The organism is Massilia sp. 9I, assembly GCF_902506415.1.
Lineage (GTDB): Bacteria > Pseudomonadota > Gammaproteobacteria > Burkholderiales > Burkholderiaceae_D > Telluria.
In genome coordinates this window covers 3,464,043-3,484,095 of the sequence record NZ_LR733275.1, presented here as the reverse complement: position 1 = coordinate 3,484,095, position 20,053 = coordinate 3,464,043, and the positions used below count along the sequence as shown (strand labels likewise).

The window sequence follows — 20,053 nt, the reverse complement described above, 5'->3', positions numbered from 1 at the left end:
AAGCGAAAGACAAACGCATGTTCACCAAAATCCTCATCGCCAACCGTGGCGAAATCGCCTGCCGTGTCGCCGCCACCGCGCGCCGCATGGGTATCCGCACCGTCGCCGTGTATTCGGAAGCCGACGCGGGCTCAAAACACGTGGCGGTCTGCGATGAGGCGGTCCTGATCGGCCCGAGCGCGGCCAAGGACAGCTACCTGCGCGGCCAGAAGATCATCGAGGTGGCCAAGGCGACCGGCGCCCAGGCGATCCACCCCGGCTACGGCTTCCTGTCCGAGAACGCGGAATTCGCGCAAGCGGTGCAGGCCGCCGGCCTGGTCTTCATCGGACCGCCGGGTTCCTCGATGCGTGCGATGGGCTCCAAGTCTGCCGCCAAGCAGCTGATGGAAGGCGCCAACGTTCCCTTGGTGCCGGGCTACCACGGCGACAACCAGGAGCCGGGCTTCTTGCGTGAACAGGCCGACCGCATCGGCTATCCGGTGCTGCTCAAGGCCAGCGCCGGCGGCGGCGGCAAGGGGATGCGCGTGGTCGAGCGCTCGGAAGATTTCGAAGCCGCGCTGGCCTCGTGCAAGCGCGAAGCGATCAGCTCTTTTGGCGACGACAAGGTGCTAGTCGAGAAATACCTGATCCGTCCGCGCCACATCGAGATCCAGGTGTTCGCCGACACCCTCGGCAACTGCGTCTACCTGCACGAGCGCGACTGCTCGGTGCAGCGCCGCCACCAGAAGGTGCTGGAAGAAGCGCCGGCCCCCGGCATGACCCAGGACCGCCGCGCCGCCATGGGCGAGGCTGCCGTCAACGCCGCGCGCGCGGTCGGCTACGTGGGCGCCGGCACGGTGGAATTCATCGCCAACCAGGACGGCTCCTTCTACTTCATGGAGATGAACACCCGCCTGCAGGTGGAGCACCCGGTCACTGAAATGATCACCGGCACCGACCTGGTCGAGTGGCAGCTGCGCGTCGCCGCGGGCCAGCCGCTGCCGAAGAAGCAGCACGAGCTGGCGATCCACGGCCATGCGATCGAGGCCCGCGTCTACGCCGAGAACCCGGAAAAAGGCTTCCTGCCCTCGATCGGGACGCTGCGCCACATGGATACCCCGCAAGCGGTCGAATTCCAGCTGGGCGCTGACGGCACCAACCCGGCCGCCGTGCGCGTCGACTCCGGCGTGCGCGAAGGCGATGCCATTTCTCCCTTCTACGACCCGATGATCGCCAAGCTGATCGTCTGGGGCGCGGACCGCAACCAGGCCCTGGCGCGCCTGTCGCAGGCCCTGGCGGAGTTCCAGATCGTCGGCCTGGCGACCAACATCGCTTTCCTCAAGCGCCTGGTCGAGGGCGAAGCCTTCTCGACGGCGGACCTGGATACCGGCCTGATCGAACGCAACGGCGCCACCCTGTTCCCGGCCCCTGCCGGCGCACCGCTGGGCGCCCTGGCCCTGGCCGCGCTGGCATTGAGCCGCGGCGAGACCGTGCGCGGCGCGACCAATCCGGCCGATCCGTGGGCCCAGGCCCGCGGCTGGCGCATGAACAGCGCCTACCGCCGCACGCTCTCGTTTGCCGACGAGTTCAGCGGCGTTGAAGGCTACAAGGTCGGCCTTACCTATGGTGCACATGGCTGGGAAATCGATGCGGGCGGCGAGCGCCAGCCTTTGGCACTGGTCCGCCACGAAGGGGCGGAACTGACGATCCGCCTGGGCGACACCTCGCTGCACGGCAGCGTGCGCCGCGACGGCGAGCTGTTCCACGTATTCACCGGTGGACGTCACTACACCCTGGCGTACAATGACCCGATGGCCCACGCGGGCGAGGTCGAATCCGCGGGCGGACGCCTGACCGCGCCGATGCCGGGTAAAGTAGTGGCCGTGCTGGCCTCTCAGGGCAAGGAAGTGAAGAAGGGCGAGCCGCTGGTGATCATGGAAGCGATGAAAATGGAACATACCATTTCCGCACCGAGCGACGGCCTGGTGGAAGAAGTGCTGTACCAGGTCGGCGACCAGGTGGCGGATGGCGCGCCGCTCTTGGCATTCAAGGCGGCGTAACACCAATACAAAAATAACGAGGGGGAGAAATGCGCATACTCCTGTACCGCGGAGACGGCGTGATCGAGCCATGGGCGCGTGAATTCGCCGCCGTCATGCCGCAGGTGGAGACCGTCGCATGGAAGGAAGGCGTCGCCCTGCCGCCCTGCGACTACGCGGTATTGTGGAGTCCCACGCCCGACCTGCTGGACCAGCTCGCGCACGTGCGCGCGATCTTCCTGATGGGCGCCGGCGTCGACGCCCTGCTCAAGCTGGGCGAAGCCCTGCCGCCGGTACCGATCGTGCGCCTGGGCGACGCCGGCATGGGCGTGCAGATGGCCGAATACGTCGCGCACGCCGTGCTGCGCTACTACCGCCACTTCGACGACTACGAACAGCAGGCGCGCCACGGCGTCTGGGACCCGCTGCCGCTCAGCGCCAAGGAAGACTTCGCGGTCGGGATCATGGGCCTGGGCAGACTCGGCATGCCGGTGGTCGAGGCGATGCGCCTGTTCGGCTTCCCGGTGCGCGGCTGGAGCCGCACGCCCAAGGATATCCCCGGCGTGGAGTGCTTCCACGGCGCCGACGGCCTGGACCCCTTCCTGCGCGGCACCCGGGTGCTGGTCTGCATGCTGCCGCTCACGCCCGAGACGGCCAACCTGCTCGACCGTCACAACCTGGGCAAGCTGCAGCAGGGCGCCTACCTGATCAACGTCTCGCGCGGCGCCATCCTGGCCGAGCCCGACCTGATGACCCTGATCCGCTCCGGCCACATCGCCGGCGCCACGCTCGACGTGTTCCGCCACGAACCGCTGCCGGCGCCGCACCCGTTCTGGAACGAGCCGCGCATCAGCATCACTCCGCATATTTCGGCGCTCACCGTGCGCCACGACGCCGTGCTCCAGATCGCCGACAAGATCGCGAAGCTGGAGAGCGGCCATACCGTCGACGACATCGTCGACCGCGATCTGGGATATTAAAGAGATGAACGAGCAAGCCAGCCTGCCGAAGAAGGTCAAGATTGTCGAAGTGGGGCCGCGCGACGGCCTGCAGAACGAGAAGGAAGCGCTGTCCGCTGCGGTCAAGATCGAGCTGGTGAACCGCCTGGCGCGCGCCGGCTTCGCCAACGTCGAGGCGGCGTCCTTTGTGTCGCCCAAGTGGGTGCCGCAGATGGCCACGAGCGCGGAAGTCATGGCCGGCATCGAACGCCTGCCGGGCACCATCTACTCGGCGCTGACCCCAAACATGCAGGGCTTCGAAGCGGCCTTGGCTGCCAAGGCGGATGAAGTGGTGATCTTCGGCTCGGCTTCGGAAGCCTTCTCGCAGAAGAACATCAACTGCTCGATCGCGGAATCGATCGCGCGCTTCGAACCGGTGGCGAAAGCGGCCAAGGCCAATGGCCTGCGCCTGCGCGGCTCGATCAGCACCGCTTTCGGCTGCCCCTACCAGGGCGAGGTGCCGCTCGATGCGGTGGCGGACGTGGTGCGCCGCATGCGCGACCTCGGTTGCGACGAGATCGACATCGCCGACACCATCGGCGTCTCGACCGCCCGCAAGACCCAGGCCGTGATGCTGGCGGCAAGCCGCGAATTCCCGCTGCAGCAGCTGTCGGGCCACTTCCACGACACCTACGGCCAGGCGCTGGCCAACATCTATGCGGCGATGGAAGTCGGCGTGGCGATCTTCCACTCCTCGGTGTCCGGCCTGGGCGGCTGCCCGTACGCGAAGGGCGCGACCGGCAACGTCGCGACCGAGGACGTGGTCTACCTGATGAACGGCCTGGGCATCGCGACCGGCATCGACCTCGACCAGGTGGTGGATGCGGGACAGTTCATTTCGGAGGCGCTGGGCCGCAAAGGCGCGAGCCGGGCGGGGAATGCGCTGCTGGCCAAGCGCGCGGGTTGATCCACTCACGGCCGGCACAGCCGGCCGTGCCGACCCCATAACGAAAAAAGCCGACAGTTTGCACTGTCGGCTTTTTTCTTGATACTGGTCGGAGTACAAGGATTCGAACCTTGGACCCCCTGGTCCCAAACCAGGTGCGCTACCGGGCTGCGCTACACTCCGAAGACAACGATCATAGCGTGTCTGGGGTGGCTTGGTCAAGGCTTAAGGGGAAAATAAGCGAGCCTGTGGCATTCTTTCCCAATGATCAAGCGGGAAACATTGTGAATCTGGCAGCAGAATACGGCGGCGACCCTGGCGCGGTACGGGGCAACAAGCGCTTCCTCGTGGGTGTCGGCGTGTCTGTGGCCCTGCACGCGATGCTGATGCTCGCCTACCGCGGCGCCTTGCCTCTGTCGCCTCCGCCGGAGCCCGAGTCGCCCGCCCCGATTGCGGTACGCATCCTGCCGCCGCCTCCACCGCCGGCAGCGCCGCGGGCGGAGTCCGCGCCCCAGCCGCGTGCCGAGCCCGCCGCCCCGCGCAGTACCCGCAAGTCCACGCCGAAACCGGTCATCGCCGTTCCCGCCTCACCGGAACAGGAAGGATCGCCCGATGCCTTTACAGTGCAGCAAGCCGACGCGCCGGCGCCGAGCGAAGCGCCGCAGTTCGACATGGGCGCCGCCAGGCAAACGGCGCGGCAATTGGCCAGTCAGACCAAGCTCGGCCGCGAAGGAAACGCGAACGCGCAATTCCCCGAGCCACCGCTGGAAACCGAATCGAAGTTCGCGAAAGCCATCAGCAAGGCCAAGCGCCGCAACTGCAAGGATGGCGTGCCGGGAGGCTTGCTGGCGCCGCTCTTCCTCATGATGGACAAGAAGGACAGCGGCTGCAAATGGTAGCGCTTATTCGCCCTTGATCTGCAGAGCGCGCTCATACAGAGCGTTCTTCTTGCGTCCCGTGATCTGCGCGGCCAGGTTGGCCGCCTGTTTCACCGAGCACTCCGTCAGCAGGATCTGCAGGATACGCTCCGCTTCTGCATCCTGCGCATCCGTCTCCAGCACCGCGCCTTGCACCAGGACCACGAACTCGCCGCGTTCGCGGTGCTGGTCAGCCGTGACCCAGGCCCGTGCCTCGCTCAGCGGGCAGCGATGAATTTCTTCGAACATCTTGCTCAGCTCGCGCGCAAACACGACCTGGCGGGTCGGCTCGAACACCGCCATCAGGCCTTCGACACACTCGACGATGCGGTGCGGCGCCTCGTAGATGACGAGGGTCGAGGTCTCGCGCGCCAGCTCGGCCAGCGCGCTCTCGCGCTGCTTTGATTTGGCCGGCAGGAAACCGACGAAGTGGAAGCGGTCGTTCACCAGCCCGCTTGCCGACAGGGCCGTGATCGCGGCCGACGGTCCCGGCAGCGGCACCACGTTCAGGCCCGCTGCGCGCACCGCGTCGACAATGCGCGCGCCCGGGTCGGACACGGCCGGCGTGCCCGCATCCGACACCAGGGCCACGCGCTGGCCGCTGTTCAAACGCTCGACGATCTTGTCCGCGACCTCGCGCTCGTTGTGCATGTGGGCCGCGATGGTCTGCTTGCTCAAGCCAAAACGCTGCAGCAGCGCGCCGGTCTTGCGCGTGTCCTCGCAGGCCACGACATCGGCGAGCGCCAGCAGGTGCAATGCGCGCAGCGTGATGTCGGTGACGTTGCCGATCGGTGTAGCCACGACATACAGCGTTGCGGTAGGATAGGACTGCTGGGCCGCTTCGCCCATGACGGGAAGCCGGGCGATGTCGATGGTCTGCTGTTCTGTCATAAGGATTCCGATGCTGAAGAAAAAGAATATCAGGGCGCTGCTGGCGACGGCCGCAATCGGCTTGCTTGCGGCTTGTAGTAGCACACCCTTGCCGCCCGACACTGGCTGCGGCGTACCGGGCGGATTTTGCGCGCCCGCCGCGCCGATAGCAAGCCCGCCGCCTGGCGAACCCGCTTATACGCCCCCGCCACCGGCCGCTCCCGTCCAGACCAATCCGATCGACGTGCTGCCGCCCACCGAGGGCCGTCCGCTCGCCGGCGATCCTGGAAGGCCGGGCACGCGCATCGCCCTGCTGCTGCCGCTGCAATCCGAGGCTTTGGCGCAACCGGCCGAGGCGGTGCGCGCCGGCTTCCTGGCCGGCTACGAACGCGACCGTAAAGGCGTGACCGTCAACGTGATTCCCACCGGCGACTCCTCGCAGGCCACGCTCGACGCCTACACACGCGCGGCCGAAGAGAACGATATCGTGGTCGGTCCCCTCGCGCGTCCGGCCGTGGCCGCGCTGGCCGCCAGCGGCGCCGTGAGCAGGCCGACCATCGCCCTCAACCATCCGCAGACCAATGCACCGCTGCCGCGCCAGATGCTGGTGGTCGGCCTCTCGCTCGAGGACGAAGCGCGCCAGGTCGCCGACTGGGCCGCCGCGGAACAGCCGGGTGGCCGCGCCCTCGTACTGACCGGCAAGACCGCATGGCAGCAGCGCCTGTCGGGCGCCTTCACGGCGCGCTGGGCCCAGCTGGGCATGAACAATTCCGTGGTCGAACTGCCCAGCAGCGAAGGCTACGTCGACGCCAACGCGCTCGCCGACTTGCGCGCGCGCATGCAGGCCGATCCGCCGCAACTGGTGTTCGCGGCCCTCGACGCGGTCCAGCTGCGCCAGGTGCGCAGCGCCATCGGCACCTCGCTGCCGACCTACGGCACCGCTTCGATCAATCCGGGCCGCGATCCCGCCAGCTCGGCGCCGGAACTGGCTGGGGTGCGCATCCTCGACCTGCCCTGGTCGGTGCAGCCGGAACATCCGCTGGTGGCGAGCTATCCGCGCTGGGGCGACACCAGCAACGGCTTCGACATGCAGCGCCTGTACGCGCTCGGCATCGACGCCTTCCGCATCGCGCGCGAACTGGCCCTGCGTCCCGGCGCGGCGTTCGAGCTCGACGGCGTGACCGGTCGCCTGTCGGTGAACATGGATGCGGGCGCCGGCGCGTCGTTCCGCCGCGTCGAGACCGGCACTGTCTACCGCGACGGCGCTTTCGAAGCGGTGGCCTTCGGGCGCTGACATGTGGCCGCTGCGCCTGTCACTGAGGCAGGCCCAGGGCCGCGACTGGGAGCGGGTTGCGCTGCTCTACCTGAAACGCCAGGGCTTGAAGCCGGTCGAAGAGAATTTTCGCTGCAAGGGTGGGGAAATCGACCTGATCATGCGCGATGGCGATATCCTGGTGTTCGTCGAGGTGCGCCAGCGTGCCAATAGCGAACACGGCGGTGCGGCCGCCAGCATCACTCCCGCAAAAATCCGCCGCCTGGTGCGTGCGGCGCAGGTGTACCTGTTGCGCTTTCCCGTCACGCCGCCCTGCCGCTTCGACGTCATTGCCATTGATGGCGACCGGCTCGAATGGCTGCAGGATGTGATTAACTGATCATTTCGATAACCATTGAAGTGTAAGCAATTTTTACGGTGGTTGCCCGACCATGGTTGCTACTACACTATAATCCCCGGCTATGAATACTCAACGCATCCTCGCTCACTTCCAGGAGAGCGCCGATCTCAAGATGAAGTCGGCGCCAAGCCTGGCCCAACCCATTTCGCAGGCCGTGGAACTGATGTTCCATGCCCTGTCCAACGGCAACAAGATCCTGGCCTGCGGCAACGGCGGTTCCGCCGCCGACTGCCAGCACTTTGCTGCCGAGCTCGTCGGTCGCTTCGAGCGCGAGCGCTTCCCGCTGCCGGCCATCGCGCTGACCACCGACACGTCGATCATGACGGCGGTCGGCAACGACTACAGCTTCCGGGAGATCTTCTCGAAGCAGGTCCAGGCCTTCGGCCAGGCCGGCGACATCCTGCTGGCCATCTCGACTTCCGGTAATTCGGCCAACGTGCTGGCCGCGGTCGAGGCGGCGCTGGAGCGCGAGATGCGCATCGTCGCCTTCACCGGCAAGGACGGCGGCGCGCTGGCAAAGATGCTGACCGACGCCGACATCCATATCAACGTGCCCCACGCACGCACTGCGCGCATCCAGGAAGTCCACCTGTGCGCGATTCACTGCATCTGCGACGGCATCGACGTCGCACTGTTCGGAGGAGAAGAGGAATGATGAAAACGCGCCCGCTGGCCGGCCTGCTGTCGAAAATCGTACTGGGCACCGCATTGGCGGCTTCGCTGTCGGGCTGCGTGGCCATGGCAGTGGGTGGCGTCGCCACTGCAGCGCTGTCGGCCAACGACCGCCGCACCCTCGGCATGCAGACCGAGGACAAGTCGATCAACGTCAAGGCAGAGATCAAGATGCAGCAGCTCACCGGCGAGAATGGCCACATCAACGTCACCAGCTACAACCGCAAGGTGCTGCTGACCGGCGAAGTGCGCGACGAAGCCATGAAGCAGGCGGCCGAGCGCGAAGTGCGCGCGATCGACAACGTGGTCTCGGTGATCAACGAGCTGGAAATCGCCGGCCCGTCGAGCTACACCTCGCGTTCTAGCGACGCCCTGATCACCACCAAGGTCAAGGCCAGCCTGGTCGACAAGAAGACCATCTCGGCCACCTCGGTGAAAGTCACCACCGAGCGTGGCGTGGTCTACCTGCAGGGTCTCGTGACTCCGCGCGAAGGCAATGTCGCGGCCGACGTCGCGAAAGGCGTGTCGGGCGTGACCCGCGTGGTGAAGATCTTCGAGTACATCGCCGAAGAAGACCCGCGCGCCAACCAGGCTGCCCCGGCCCAGAGTTAAGCTTCAACGGCAGGACTGCGGTCCTGCCGTTTTCTTTTCAGCTTTCGCCATGACCGCTTCCACACCTTCCCGTCCCTGGATCAAGCCCTTCGCCGCCTGCGCGGTGGTGCTGGCGCTGGCCGGCATCGGCTACGCCTCGTTCAACAGCGGCGCCCCGAACGTCACCTTCATCAGTATCAGCGGCGACAAGATCTCTACCGAGTCCCTGCGCGGCAAGGTGGTGATGGTGAATTTCTGGGCGACCGACTGTCGCACTTGCGTCAAGGAGATGCCGCAGATGGTCGAGACCTACAACAAGTACAAGGGCCAGGGACTGGAGTTCATCGCGGTGGCGATGCAGTACGACCCGCCCAACTACGTGCTGAACTTCACCGAGGCCCACAAGCTGCCGTTCAAGGTGGCGCTCGACTCGGCCGGTGACATCGCCAAGCAGTTCGGCGACGTCAAAATGACGCCGACCACCTTTGTCATCGACAAGAACGGCAAGATCATCAAGCGCTACCTGGGCGAGCCACCCTTCCCCGAACTGCACAAGCTGCTCGAGAAAGAGCTGACTTCTTAAGCTTTCGGGTACAAAATCATTTGCGTGCAGCGGAACAGGGCGATGGTCTTGCCATTGTCCTTGTCCGTCACCGTCGCATCCCATACCTGCGTCGTGCGCCCGAGGTGCGCGGCGGTCGCCACGACGGTGATCGTGCCCTGGCGCGCGGTGCCGAGGTGGTTCGATTTCAGTTCGATCGTGGTGAAGTTCTGCGCGCCTTCCGGCAGGTGGGCGACGCAGGCGTAGCCGGCCGCGGTGTCGGCCAGCGTGACCACGCTGCCGGCATGCAGGTAGCCGTTCGGCGCCAGCAGCTGGGGCGTGATCGGGAGTTCGGCGCAGACGCGCCCTTCGGAAACCTCAGTGATCTCGATGCCGAGGTGGCCAGGCAAGAAGGATTTGCCGAATGCGTTGAAGGATTCTGGGGTGTATTTCGGGTTCACGGTGATGTCGCTTTACTGATAAAAGCGGGATCGTACACCGTGTACCCGGATCGTGCTGAGCGCCTCCTCAGCGCCGCCGCTTGCCGCCGCTACTGCGTCCGCCGCTGCCGCCGCGCTGCCGTGCCGCCGAATTCTGCTGCTGAAGCATTGCGTCCACCCTTTCCGAAGCTTCGCGCGCCAGCTGCTGCGCCAGCTCGATGCTGGGGAAGTGTTCCGGCTCGCGGTAGCCCAGCCAGGCGTAGGCCGAGTACATGCGGCAGGTGTCTTCGACCTCCTGCAGGTTCATGTAATACATCTCCTGGGTAGGCGGCGTCAGCTTGCAGATCTTTTTCTTGGCCAGGGACAGAGCCCAATGCTCCCAGGCGCTTTGCAGCACGGGCACCCTGGCCGAAATCGGCACCAGCGACAGCATGAACTTTTCCGCCACCGACAGCGGCAGCGTGTCCAGCCATTCGGCGCGCTCGTTCTGCTCTTCCGTGATGCGCGGGTAGAAGAAGCCGTCCGGGACGTCGATGTTGTGGACAAAACGGCGCAGGAGCTTGACCAGCGAGGTCTCGCCCGTTACCGAGGAGATGCGGTGCAGCTGCTCCAGCGAAGGCGCCACCGCGAAGCCGGTCGCTGGTACCGGCGGAATCTTCTCCTTCATCAGGGAACGCATCACCTGGTGCGTGTCCTCATCGTAGCCGGCGACAAAACCCTCTTCGTGCACGCCGTAGCGCCCGGCGCGGCCGGCGATCTGCTTGGCCAGCGCGGCCGAGATCTCTTCTTCCTCGACGCCGTTGTACTTGACCGTGGTCGTCATCACGATGCGCGCGATCGGCATGTTCAGGCCCATCGCCAGCGCGTCGGTGCCGACCACGATGTCGGCCTGCCCCTCGCGGAAGCGCTCGGCCTGGGCGCGCCGCACTTCCGGCGACAGGTTGCCGTACACGGTGGCCACCGACAGGCCCTTCTCGGTGATCATGTCGCGCCACATCAAGACCTCGCGGCGCGAGAAGGCGATGACGGCGTCGCCGCGCCGCAGGTTGCCGAGTTTGCGCACCGCCGAGGGCTCCATCGCCAGCGGCGCCATGCGTTTCAGGACATGGACTTCCAGCGGCACCTCGAGCCGTTCGGCCAGCGCCTCGATCGCGCGGCGCGCTTCGGGCGCCCCGACCAGGAACACGGTGGACGCGGGCGCGCCGCACACGGCCGCGGTCCAGGCGGCGCCACGGTCGCGGTCGGCCAGCATCTGGATCTCGTCGATCACCGCCACCTCGACCGGCGTCTTCGTATCCAGCATCTCGACCGTGCTGGCGACATGGGTCGCGCCTTCGGCCACGCGGCGCTCCTCGCCGGTGATCAGGCTGACCTTGATCTCTTTACCGTGCGGGCGCGCCTCCTGCAGGCGCTCGTAGTTTTCCAGCGCCAGCAGGCGCAGCGGCGCCAGATAGACCCCGCTCGCGGCCTTGGCCAGGGCTTCCATCGCGCGGTGGGTCTTGCCCGAGTTGGTGGGCCCGAGCAGGGCGATGAACTTGCGCTGCATACGGCTGGCCACCTCGAATGATTCCGGGTACTCGGCCAGGTTGATGCTTTCCTTGGTGCGCGCGGCGTGGCGCTCTTCCTGTTCGCGCTCGACCGCGTGGGTCAGGCGCTGCGAGATACGCTGGAACACGTAGTCGGCCGGCTCCGAGGTTTCCAGCTCGTCGAGCACGTGCAGGAACAGCATCGGATCCCAGCCGAAATCGTCGGCCTGTTCCGCGATGTCGCGCACGAAGTCCTCGGCCTCGGTCTGCAGCTGCTCGATGGCGTCCGGGGTCGCGCGCTCGGCCAGCAGGTCGCGCCGCGCCAGCATGTCCATCTTGCGCCACTTGCTCGGCTTGGCCAGCACGCCGCGCGAAGGCACCAGGCGGTAGGGCACGCGCAGGCCCTCGTAGCGCACCTCGCCCGAGAAACGCAGGAAGACGCGGCCTTCCATCTTGACCAGTTCGATGCCGCGTTCCGGGAAATCGAGCTCGCGCTCGAGGAAGGCATCGTCGCCGGTGTCATTGTCATCGTCGGGTGGATCGTGGCGGGCTTGGCTCATTGCTTGTCGGTTTGTCCAGTTTTTGTCACAGGTTGCCAATATAGCGCGCCGGCGCCCGGACGCGCGCCCGCCAACGACGCCCGCTCATGGATAAAAACCAACACTCGTTGGAGGCTTGCGAATGTTACTTGCTTCCAAGAAATCCTTAAACTATAGTCTGTAGCTCACAAGCGAGCCGCTGTCGTGGGCTAACCGGATTACAACGATGAAAAACAACCGGATCGGCATCATCCTTGTCGTCTCCTCGCTGGCAGTGATCGCCCTGATCGTGGCCATGCTGCTGCAGCGCCAGCAGGCAGATGCAGCCGCGCAGCTGCGCGTGCAGGGCCTGGCCACCATCCGCTCATTGTCGGCGCTGCCGGCCACGGTGCTGGTGCCGCGCGCGGGGCAGTACGGCGTACTCGATTCGGTCCTGGCCAACGGCGGCCGGCGCGACTTCGCCTATGCCGCCGTCACCGACGCCGGCGGGCGCAACCTGGCCGAAGTGGCCGGACCGGGCGTGCTGGTGCCGCCCGCCGTCCCGATGGCCCTGTCCGGCTTCTCCGAACGCGTGCTCGCGCCCACCCAAGACATGCCCGCTTCCGTGCGTGAATTCCATGGCCCCGTGGCCGATCCCGACGGCGCACGCCTGCAGATCCGCATCGGCTACTATGAGCCGCGCATCGCCGACGGCCTGAAAGACCTGCCCTTCTACGGCCTGGTGGCGCTGGCCGTGTTCCTGCTGGTGCCTCTGATCTACCTGGTCATCAAGCGCGAGATGGCGCCACTGGCGAAACTCGGCGAACAGCTGCACAGCCTTGGCGGCAGCCAGGGCGCCGCTGCGCTCCCGGCCACCCGCGAACAGGACGTGAAAGGGCTCGCGCTGGAACTGAACAGCTATCTGGACCAGGCCGGACGCCGCATCCGCGAACTGGAGGAATCCAGCGTGGCCAACCTGGCCAGCGGCCGCCTGCTCGAATACACGACCAACAAGATGCAGGCCATGCTGCACTGCCAGCCGGACGGCCTGCTGGCGCTCGATCCGGGCGGCGACATCACCTTCGCCACTGCCAAGCTCGAGCCGCTGCTGGGCGTGCCGGTGACCGCGGTGCTGACCCAGCCGGTCGACACCTGGTGCGAGGACGCCGAATTGCGCGCCGTGCTGCAGCGCCTGCGCAGCGGCGCCGCCGATACGCGGCGTCCCCTGAGTTTCGAATTCACGCCGGTGCGGGTGCCGGACAAGCGCCTGCACGCCAGCGTATCGCCGCTGCATGCTGCCGGCGGCGCCGTCTCCTTCGGCTCGCTGGTAGTGCTGCGCGACGTCACCGCCGAACACCTGGCGCGCGCCGCCGGCAACGACTTCGTCGCCCACGTCTCGCACGAACTGAAGTCGCCGCTCAACGTGCTGTCGATGTACGGCGAGCTGCTGGCCGACCCGGCGACCGGACCGGACCAGCGCATCGAGGCGGTCAATGTGGTGCAGGACCAGATCGAACGCATGACTTCGCTCGTGAACAACCTGCTCAACGTGAGCAAGCTCGAGATGGGCAATGTGCGCCCCGAGCGCCACCGCGTCAAGCTGCACGAGCTGCTGCACGACACCTGGCTGCAGGCGCAGCCGCGCGCCCAGCAGAAGAAGGTCAAGCTCGAGCTGCAGGTACCGCAGGATATCCCGGCGGTCTCGATCGACAAGGACCTGTTCCGCATCGCGCTCAACAACCTGGTCGGCAATGCGATCAAGTACAACGACGCCGGCGGCAGCGTGGTGCTGGCGGCCGAAGAGGGCGACAGCGACGTGGTGATCACGGTGCGCGACACCGGCATCGGCATGGCGCTGGAAGACCAGGCGCGCGTGACCGAGAAGTTCTACCGCGTGCGCGAGACCGGCCCTAGCCAGCGCGGCGGCCATGGCCTGGGCCTGTACCTGGCCAACCAGATCGTCGAACTGCACCACGGCCGCCTGACCCTGGAAAGCCAGCCGGGCCAGGGCAGCACCTTCTCCATCCACCTCAAAAAGATGCCTTCGCTCGCCGAAAGCGCCAACGTCCTATGAGCAAGCGCAGCATCCTGATCGTCGACGACGAAGCGCACGTGATCCGCGTGCTGCGCCTGATGCTGGAGCGCGAAGGCTACCGCGTCCTCTCCGCCGCCGACGGCCTTGAAGCGCTGGCGCTGATGGCGGACAGCCGCCCGGACGCCCTGATCAGCGACATCCAGATGGCGGGCATGAACGGGCGCGACCTGTGCCGCGCGGTGCGCGAGCGCTGGCCCGGCGAGCACTTCCCGATCCTGGTGATGACCTCGATGACCGCGGCCGACGAGCGCACCTGGGTGCGCTCCCTGGCGAACGTCGAATTCCTGGAAAAGCCCCTGAGCCCGCGCCAGCTGGTGGCGCGACTGGCCGACCATTTCAATGCCCGCGGGAGCGGGCCGGAGACCCAGCATGCAAGCTGATACCCTGAGCGAGCTCGATTACACCCGCTATGCGCGCTGGCTGCGCCGCGTCACCGGCGCCGACTACGACCTGGCCGTCGTCGGGATCGGCGGCGCCGTCGCCTGGAGCAGCGTGTCGGGGTCAAGTATCGCGTCCTGGCTGGCGGCGCTGGCGGAAAGCGGCTTTGCCTGGTCCTGCGTCGGCGACGGCATGCAGCGCCATGATGCGCCAGACGCCACCCTACTCTACCTGCCGGTGCGCTCGCATGGCTTCCTGGCGATACGGGTCGCAAGCACGGAACCGGACAGCGGTTGGGACCTGCTGGCCGAGACGCTCGAGGACATCGCTGCCGGCATCGCCGACGACATCGCGTCCAAGGTCGAACTCGACGCCATGGCGCTCGAGCTGTCCGAACGCTACGAAGAGCTGCACCTGGTGTACGCCATCGACAAGCAGGTGCAGCAGTTGGAACCGGGCGTCGACCTGTTCCAGCGCCTGCTGCAAAGCTGGGCCGTGCACATGGACTGCGACGTCGCCGCCTTCGTAAAGCCGGGCGAGAACCTGTGCGTGCACGCGACCAATCTGTCGGCGCCGATCCACAACCTGGATCTGGTGCTGGTCGAGATGCGCGGGGACCTGTACCGCTTCGCGCATTCCTCGCGCGCGCCGATCGTGATCAACGAAACGGGCGACCCGCGCCGCGCCTACATCTTCACCGACCTGCCCTATAAACTGCTGTGCTGTCCGGTGATCCACAACCGCAACGTGGTGGCGATCCTGGTGCTGGCCAACCACTTGGCCAAGCCCGATTTCTCGAACAGCGACCGCAAGCTCGGCGAACTGCTGGCGAATCAGCTCTCCAGCCTGTCGCGCATGTACGGCATGCTGACCGAGACCAGCCGCTTCAACGAGCAGATGGCGAATGCCCTGATCGAAGCGGTGGAAGCGAAAGACCCCTACACGCGCGGCCATTCCGAGCGCGTGCACTACATCTCGATGCAGATCGGCGCCGCCATGGGGCTGTCCAGCCGCGACACCGACGACCTGTTCTGGGGTTCGCTCCTGCACGACGTCGGCAAGATCGGCATCCCCGATGCGGTGCTGTGCAAACCGGGCCGCCTGACGGCCGACGAATACACTTTCATCATGGTGCACCCCGAGCGCAGCTACGAGATCCTGCGCCACATCGACCGCCTCAAGGGCGCGGTGCCGGGCGCCCGCCACCACCAGGAAAAATGGGACGGCACCGGCTACCCGCATGGGCTGCAGGGTACCGACATCCCGCTGCTGGCGCGCATCATCGCGGTGGCCGACACCTATGACTCGATCACCAGCTCGCGCGCCTATCGCGCCGGACGCAGCCACGAAGTGGCGATGACCGAGATCGCGCGCGTGTCCGGCGTCCAGCTCGACCCGTCGGTGGTGCGCGTGCTGGAACAGATCTGCGCGCTCGAACCGGAATGGATCGCACGCTTCAACATCCAGCGCGAGCGCGCCGCAGCGGTAGCCTGAGATGCGCGACGAAGCCGCCGACAACGCCGTTACCCGCAGCCGCATCGGCTCGATGACCTACCTGGCGCCGACCATGGCGCTGGTGTCGCTCGAGGCGGTGGCGGCGCTCGAGGCGGCGCTGGCGGCCTGCATCGCGCAGCACCAGGTCACGATCGTCATCGACCTGGGCAAGGTGGCGCTGCTGTCCGGCCGCGCATTGGAGCTCATTGCCAGCAGCGCCGAGCGCCTGGCCGCGCTGGGCGGTTGGCTCAAGCTGGCCTATCCCAGCCCGCTGCTGCAGGACGTGCTGGACGTCACCGGCCTGACCGACCAGGTGGCGCTGTACGACGCGCCGCCGGCGCCGGTCCGGCTGCGCCAGGGCCAGGCCAAGCTGGGCGACATCCTGGTCGAGCGGGGCCTCGTGAGCGCAGCCCAGGTGGACGAAGCCAAGCGCCTGCAGGAGCAGACCGGCAAGCGCATGGGTCTGATCATGGTCGAGAAGAAGTGGCTGCCCGAAGCCGCGCTGTTCCAGGCCCTGGCCGAGCAGCTCGGCGTGCCCTTCGTGGGCCTGCGCGCCGGCCTGTACGACCCGGCGGCAGTGTCGGTGCTGGACCGCGAGGTGGCGCGCCGCCTCGGCGTGCTGCCGCTGTTCCTGGTGTCGAATACGCTCACCATCGCCACCGCCGATCCGCAGGCGGTGCACAGCATCGACGAGATCCGCGCCCGCACCGGCTGCCGCGTGCGGGTGGCGATGGCAGCGCCGGCCGACATCGAACGGGTGCGCAACGACGCCTACGGCGGCACCCTGCCCGACTTCGTGCACAGCACCGCCGACGACCTGGAGCTGGTGGAAAACCAGATGCCGGACGACTACACGGCGATCGACGAGATGGCCGGCGCCAGCCCGGTGATCAACCTGGTCAACGCGGTGATCCAGCGCGCCATCCACGACCACGCCAGCGACATCCACATCGAAATCTCGCGCAACAAGGCGCGCGTGCGCCTGCGCATCGATGGCGTGCTGTACGAAGTGATGTCGCCGCGCCTCGAACTGCATCCGGCCATCGTGTCGCGCCTGAAGGTGATGGCCAACCTCGACATCGCCGAACGGCGCCTGCCGCAGGACGGCCGCATCCAGGTCGTGACCCAGGGCCGCACGGTCGACCTGCGCTTTTCCTCTCTGCCCGGCATCTACGGCGAAAAGGTGGTGCTGCGGGTGCTCGACAAGAACCAGTCGATCCTCGACGTTGACAAGCTGGGCATGAACGACAATGCCGCAGGCGCCTTCAAGCGCCTGCTCGGACGCAGCCACGGTCTGATCCTGGTCACCGGGCCCACCGGCAGCGGCAAGACCACCAGCCTGTACGCGGCGATCAGCTACCTCAAGAGCATCGAAAAGAACATCGTCACGATCGAGGACCCGGTCGAATACCAGCTCGACATCATCAACCAGAACCAGGTCAACGATGCGATCGGCCTCACCTTCCCGAAGATCCTGAAGCACGTGCTGCGCCAGGACCCGGACATCATCATGGTCGGCGAGATCCGCGACCGCCAGACGGCGGAAATCGCAGTGCAGGCGGCGCTGACCGGCCACCTGGTTCTCACCACCCTGCACACCAACGACACCCTGGGCGCGGTGGCGCGCCTGGTCGAGATGGGCGTCGAGCCCTACCTGCTGTCCTCGGCGCTGATCGGCGTGATGGCGCAGCGCCTGGTGCGCCGCGTCTGCCCTTCCTGCAAGACCGGCTCCCTGGTGCCGCCGGCCACCGCCACCGCCTATGGCTGGAAAGGCGAAGGCAACCTGAAACTGATGCGCGGACGCGGCTGCCCGTCCTGCTACGACTCCGGCTACAAGGGACGGCTCGGCATCTATGAGCTGCTGGAAGTGGGGGCCGACCTGCAGCGCATGATCGTCTCCAACACCAGCAAGGACGAGATGGCGCGCCACGTCGCCGCGCAGGGACACCACGACCTCTACGCCGACGGCATGCAGCGCGCTTTTGCTGGCCACACCACGCCCGAGGAAATCGCGCGGGTGGTGCACTCGCTGTAATGGGATAAAGCATGGCGCTTGACTGGGACGAGCTGGAACCGGTGGCCAAAACCGCGCCTGCGGCGGGAATCGCGCGGCGCGTGCGCAAGGCGCCGGCCTTCGGCCAGGCCAGGGTCGGCAGCGCCGACCGCATGCTGTTCACCGAGCGCCTGGCGCTGCTGCTGGAAACCGGGGTGCCGCTCCACGCGGCGCTGCGCTCCCTGCAGGAGCAGGCCGCCCGGCCGGCGGTGGCCGCCATCATCGGCGACATGGCCGAGGCCATCGTCGGCGGCCAGCGCTTTTCCGAGGCGCTGGCGCGGCATCCGCAGCTATTCCCCCTGACCTACGTGAACCTGGTCGGCGCCAGCGAGGCCGGCGGCTTCCTGCCCGAGGTGCTGGCGCAGCTGGTGGAGATGGACGAGAAACAGGAACGGCTGCGCACCACCATCGTCTCGGCCCTGTCCTACCCCGCCTTCCTGCTGGTGTTCTCGGTCGTGGTCGTGATTTTCATTCTGATGTACGTATTCCCGAAGTTCGCGCCGATGTTTTCGGGGATCTATCACAAGCTGCCTGCGACGACGAAGGTCCTAATGGTCGTCAGCGAAGTGCTGCTGGCGCATGGCGGCAAGCTGCTGGCAGGCGCGATCGTGCTGCTGGTGCTGGGTGTGGCGGCCGCGATGCAGCCGGCCGGGCAAGCCGCGCTGGACCGTCTGAAGCTGCGGATTCCCTTCGTGAAGGACATCTTCATCAAGATCTACCTCGAGCGCCTGATGCGGGTGATGGGCGCGTCGCTCGAGCGCGGCGTCACCATCATGGCCACGCTGGCAGCCTGCCGCAACGTGGTGCCGAATCTGGAGTTCCAGCGTTTTATCGGCGTCCTCGAAATCCAGGTCACCGAGGGCCGCGGCATCGCGGCCGGCTTCGCCGACAGCCCGCTGGTTCCCGTGAATGTGAAGCAGATGGTCGCCACGGGCGAACAGACCGGTTCATTGGGGCGCGTAATGGGGCGGGTAGCGGATTTTTACGAGCGCGATCTGACGCGTCAGCTGAACCGTTTGGCCAAACTTGCCGAACCAGTAATGTTGTTGGTTATGGGTGTATTAGTCGGCACTATCGTCAGTTCAATTATCTTGCCAATATTCAAGATGAGCACGCGGTAATTACGCCACACTCATAACAGGATGGCTTTCAGAAATATACATTGCTGAAGGTTCATGCTAACCTCAAGTGACTTTCTAAAGGGCAATTGCCTTTCTTTCTAATTTGTGATCATCATGAAAACGACGACTTTCCGCCAATTCGCTGCCAAAGGTTTTACCCTGATCGAGCTGTTGATTGTGGTGATCATCATTGCCATCATGGCGGCAATTGCGATCCCGCAGTTCGGTAACAGTACGGACGAAGCCGCCGATGCTGCACTGGACGCCAACCTGAATACCGTCCGTTCGGCGATCGAGCTGTATCGGGTGCAGCACGACAATACCTATCCCAGCGTGGTTGCCTCTTCGGGTGCCGGCGCCCTCTGCGTGGGTGGTACTGCCGGCACGGGTGCCATCAATTCCGAAGACGCCTTCCGCGAACAGTTGACGATGCACTCGAATCGCGCAGGGCAAACCTGCAGCGTACAGGCGCCCGGTTTCAATTTCGGCCCCTACCTGCGTGCGATTCCGCGCGACGCCATCACCCCACCGGCTGTGGGCGCCGCAGTAGACGCTGGCGATGACGTTCTTGTCGTTAATACGCCGCTCGGTACGCTGACTGCAGCCACGGACGCCCCTGGCTGGCGCTACAGCAACACGAACGGACGCTTCGAGATGAACAGCGTCGAACTGGATCGTAACCAGCGGGCGTTCAACACCCACTAAGCACCAGCCCATGGCCACGCCGCGGGCATGCCTGTACCGCCCTGCAGGTTTCACGCTGGCGGAAATGCTGGTAACGGTAGCCGTACTGGCGCTGGCTGCATCGATCGCGGTATCCAGCGCTTCACCGGCCAGTTCCTTCGCGGTCGACAGCGCCGCTGGGGAAGTGACCCGGGCGATCCGCTTCGCCCAGCGCGAAGCGGTCCGCACCGGCACCTGGCATGTGGTCCGCTTCAACGTGGCTGCACAATCGCTGCTGGTATACCGCCTGAACGCCGCCGGTGAGCAGGATACGGTCAACAAGGTGTTCCATCCGACGAGCAAAGCTGAGTACGAGATCAGCCTGCGGCCTGTCGGCCAGCTGGCAAGCGCCGACTTCAAATACAAGACGCGTCCCGTGACCAACACCATTTCCTTCCGCCCTGATGGCGCCCCTGCGAGTTTCAATGCCGGCGTTCCCGCAGGCGACCTGCTCGAAGTGGACGGCAAGGTAGTGCTGGCCCAAGGGAAGGTCCAGCGCAGCGTGGCGGTCGCGCGCGTCACCGGACGGGTGTTCTGAT

The 20,053-nt window shown here is 66.1% G+C and carries 19 protein-coding genes and 1 tRNA gene; 16 read left to right on the top strand and 4 right to left on the bottom strand.

All coding sequences use genetic code 11. The annotated features are described in order from the left end of the window. Window positions 1–17 precede the first annotated feature (17 nt). The 3 genes from GV068_RS15635 to GV068_RS15625 are packed head-to-tail and all read left to right on the top strand — an operon-like array spanning window position 18 to window position 3,923. Entirely contained in the window at window positions 18–2,039 is a 2,022-nt protein-coding gene (locus tag GV068_RS15635) for an acetyl/propionyl/methylcrotonyl-CoA carboxylase subunit alpha (RefSeq protein ID WP_159699616.1), read from the top strand. Window positions 2,040–2,068: 29 nt separating this feature from the next. Then, window positions 2,069–2,998 (top strand): glyoxylate/hydroxypyruvate reductase A, encoded by a 930-nt coding sequence (locus GV068_RS15630; protein ID WP_159699613.1) that lies wholly within the window; start codon window positions 2,069–2,071, stop codon window positions 2,996–2,998. A gap of 4 nt (window positions 2,999–3,002) precedes the next feature. Further along, window positions 3,003–3,923: a hydroxymethylglutaryl-CoA lyase gene (locus GV068_RS15625; protein ID WP_159699610.1), complete on the top strand. Its 921-nt coding sequence runs from the start codon at window positions 3,003–3,005 to the stop codon at window positions 3,921–3,923. A gap of 85 nt (window positions 3,924–4,008) precedes the next feature. On the opposite strand, the gene GV068_RS15620 is transcribed toward GV068_RS15625, so the two are convergent. Next, window positions 4,009–4,085: transfer RNA gene (locus GV068_RS15620), tRNA-Pro, on the bottom strand. A 101-nt stretch (window positions 4,086–4,186) separates the two neighbouring features. Here GV068_RS15620 and GV068_RS15615 point away from each other — a divergent pair. Beyond that, on the top strand, window positions 4,187–4,801 hold the full coding sequence (locus tag GV068_RS15615; RefSeq protein WP_159699607.1) for a hypothetical protein: 615 nt from the start codon (window positions 4,187–4,189) through the stop codon (window positions 4,799–4,801). Window positions 4,802–4,804: 3 nt separating this feature from the next. Here GV068_RS15615 and rsmI read toward each other — a convergent pair whose 3' ends face one another. Then, window positions 4,805–5,710, bottom strand: a complete 906-nt coding sequence (gene rsmI, locus GV068_RS15610; RefSeq protein WP_159699604.1) for a 16S rRNA (cytidine(1402)-2'-O)-methyltransferase — start codon at window positions 5,708–5,710, stop codon at window positions 4,805–4,807. A 10-nt stretch (window positions 5,711–5,720) separates the two neighbouring features. On the opposite strand from rsmI, the gene GV068_RS15605 reads away from it, so the two are divergent. From GV068_RS15605 to GV068_RS15585, 5 genes are all read left to right on the top strand, one after another. After that, window positions 5,721–6,983, top strand: a complete 1,263-nt coding sequence (locus GV068_RS15605; RefSeq protein ID WP_159699601.1) for a penicillin-binding protein activator — start codon at window positions 5,721–5,723, stop codon at window positions 6,981–6,983. Between the two features lies 1 nt (window position 6,984). After that, window positions 6,985–7,341: a YraN family protein gene (locus GV068_RS15600; RefSeq protein WP_159699598.1), complete on the top strand. Its 357-nt coding sequence runs from the start codon at window positions 6,985–6,987 to the stop codon at window positions 7,339–7,341. A gap of 82 nt (window positions 7,342–7,423) precedes the next feature. Continuing rightward, window positions 7,424–8,017 (top strand): phosphoheptose isomerase, encoded by a 594-nt coding sequence (locus GV068_RS15595; RefSeq protein ID WP_159699595.1) that lies wholly within the window; start codon window positions 7,424–7,426, stop codon window positions 8,015–8,017. Beyond that, a complete protein-coding gene (locus GV068_RS15590) occupies window positions 8,014–8,646 on the top strand; it encodes a BON domain-containing protein (RefSeq protein WP_159699592.1) in 633 nt (210 codons plus the stop codon). Before GV068_RS15595 ends, GV068_RS15590 begins: the two co-directional genes overlap by 4 nt. A gap of 49 nt (window positions 8,647–8,695) precedes the next feature. Beyond that, a complete protein-coding gene (locus GV068_RS15585) occupies window positions 8,696–9,208 on the top strand; it encodes a peroxiredoxin (RefSeq protein ID WP_159699589.1) in 513 nt (170 codons plus the stop codon). On the opposite strand, the gene GV068_RS15580 is transcribed toward GV068_RS15585, so the two are convergent. Both GV068_RS15580 and GV068_RS15575 read right to left on the bottom strand, forming a co-directional pair. After that, window positions 9,205–9,627 carry a PaaI family thioesterase gene (locus GV068_RS15580; RefSeq protein ID WP_201303298.1) on the bottom strand — a complete coding sequence of 141 codons (423 nt, stop codon included), beginning with the start codon at window positions 9,625–9,627 and terminating at the stop codon, window positions 9,205–9,207. The two genes, GV068_RS15585 and GV068_RS15580, sit on opposite strands and share 4 nt — an antisense overlap. 67 nt (window positions 9,628–9,694) lie before the next feature. Further along, window positions 9,695–11,692: a helicase-related protein gene (locus GV068_RS15575; RefSeq protein ID WP_159699586.1), complete on the bottom strand. Its 1,998-nt coding sequence runs from the start codon at window positions 11,690–11,692 to the stop codon at window positions 9,695–9,697. Window positions 11,693–11,897: 205 nt separating this feature from the next. Here GV068_RS15575 and GV068_RS15570 point away from each other — a divergent pair, with 205 nt between their 5' ends. From GV068_RS15570 to GV068_RS15540, 7 genes are all read left to right on the top strand, one after another. Further along, on the top strand, window positions 11,898–13,724 hold the full coding sequence (locus GV068_RS15570) for an ATP-binding protein (RefSeq protein ID WP_159699583.1): 1,827 nt from the start codon (window positions 11,898–11,900) through the stop codon (window positions 13,722–13,724). Next, the gene (locus tag GV068_RS15565) at window positions 13,721–14,125 is read left to right on the top strand and encodes a response regulator (protein ID WP_159699580.1); all 405 of its coding nucleotides are present in this window, start codon (window positions 13,721–13,723) and stop codon (window positions 14,123–14,125) included. Before GV068_RS15570 ends, GV068_RS15565 begins: the two co-directional genes overlap by 4 nt. Next, a complete protein-coding gene (locus tag GV068_RS15560) occupies window positions 14,115–15,617 on the top strand; it encodes an HD-GYP domain-containing protein (RefSeq protein WP_159699577.1) in 1,503 nt (500 codons plus the stop codon). The genes GV068_RS15565 and GV068_RS15560 overlap by 11 nt, the downstream gene beginning before the upstream one ends. Before the next feature lies 1 nt (window position 15,618). Beyond that, window positions 15,619–17,652: an ATPase, T2SS/T4P/T4SS family gene (locus tag GV068_RS15555; RefSeq protein ID WP_159699574.1), complete on the top strand. Its 2,034-nt coding sequence runs from the start codon at window positions 15,619–15,621 to the stop codon at window positions 17,650–17,652. An 11-nt stretch (window positions 17,653–17,663) separates the two neighbouring features. Then, window positions 17,664–18,791, top strand: coding sequence for a type II secretion system F family protein (locus GV068_RS15550; protein WP_159699571.1), 1,128 nt, complete (start codon window positions 17,664–17,666; stop codon window positions 18,789–18,791). 114 nt (window positions 18,792–18,905) lie between these two features. Beyond that, window positions 18,906–19,496 carry a prepilin-type N-terminal cleavage/methylation domain-containing protein gene (locus GV068_RS15545; protein WP_159699568.1) on the top strand — a complete coding sequence of 197 codons (591 nt, stop codon included), beginning with the start codon at window positions 18,906–18,908 and terminating at the stop codon, window positions 19,494–19,496. Between the two features lie 10 nt (window positions 19,497–19,506). Further along, on the top strand, window positions 19,507–20,052 hold the full coding sequence (locus GV068_RS15540; protein WP_159699565.1) for a Tfp pilus assembly protein FimT/FimU: 546 nt from the start codon (window positions 19,507–19,509) through the stop codon (window positions 20,050–20,052). Window position 20,053 lies beyond the last annotated feature (1 nt).

Coding starts and splice junctions, on each gene's coding strand:
- GV068_RS15635 (WP_159699616.1), top strand. CDS start 18: ATGTTCACCAAAATCCTCATCGCCAACCGTGGCGAAATCGCCTGCCGT.
- GV068_RS15630 (WP_159699613.1), top strand. CDS start 2,069: ATGCGCATACTCCTGTACCGCGGAGACGGCGTGATCGAGCCATGGGCG.
- GV068_RS15625 (WP_159699610.1), top strand. CDS start 3,003: ATGAACGAGCAAGCCAGCCTGCCGAAGAAGGTCAAGATTGTCGAAGTG.
- rsmI (WP_159699604.1), bottom strand. CDS start 5,710: ATGACAGAACAGCAGACCATCGACATCGCCCGGCTTCCCGTCATGGGC.
- GV068_RS15605 (WP_159699601.1), top strand. CDS start 5,721: ATGCTGAAGAAAAAGAATATCAGGGCGCTGCTGGCGACGGCCGCAATC.
- GV068_RS15600 (WP_159699598.1), top strand. CDS start 6,985: ATGTGGCCGCTGCGCCTGTCACTGAGGCAGGCCCAGGGCCGCGACTGG.
- GV068_RS15595 (WP_159699595.1), top strand. CDS start 7,424: ATGAATACTCAACGCATCCTCGCTCACTTCCAGGAGAGCGCCGATCTC.
- GV068_RS15590 (WP_159699592.1), top strand. CDS start 8,014: ATGATGAAAACGCGCCCGCTGGCCGGCCTGCTGTCGAAAATCGTACTG.
- GV068_RS15585 (WP_159699589.1), top strand. CDS start 8,696: ATGACCGCTTCCACACCTTCCCGTCCCTGGATCAAGCCCTTCGCCGCC.
- GV068_RS15575 (WP_159699586.1), bottom strand. CDS start 11,692: ATGAGCCAAGCCCGCCACGATCCACCCGACGATGACAATGACACCGGC.
- GV068_RS15570 (WP_159699583.1), top strand. CDS start 11,898: ATGAAAAACAACCGGATCGGCATCATCCTTGTCGTCTCCTCGCTGGCA.
- GV068_RS15565 (WP_159699580.1), top strand. CDS start 13,721: ATGAGCAAGCGCAGCATCCTGATCGTCGACGACGAAGCGCACGTGATC.
- GV068_RS15560 (WP_159699577.1), top strand. CDS start 14,115: ATGCAAGCTGATACCCTGAGCGAGCTCGATTACACCCGCTATGCGCGC.
- GV068_RS15555 (WP_159699574.1), top strand. CDS start 15,619: ATGCGCGACGAAGCCGCCGACAACGCCGTTACCCGCAGCCGCATCGGC.
- GV068_RS15550 (WP_159699571.1), top strand. CDS start 17,664: ATGGCGCTTGACTGGGACGAGCTGGAACCGGTGGCCAAAACCGCGCCT.
- GV068_RS15545 (WP_159699568.1), top strand. CDS start 18,906: ATGAAAACGACGACTTTCCGCCAATTCGCTGCCAAAGGTTTTACCCTG.
- GV068_RS15540 (WP_159699565.1), top strand. CDS start 19,507: ATGGCCACGCCGCGGGCATGCCTGTACCGCCCTGCAGGTTTCACGCTG.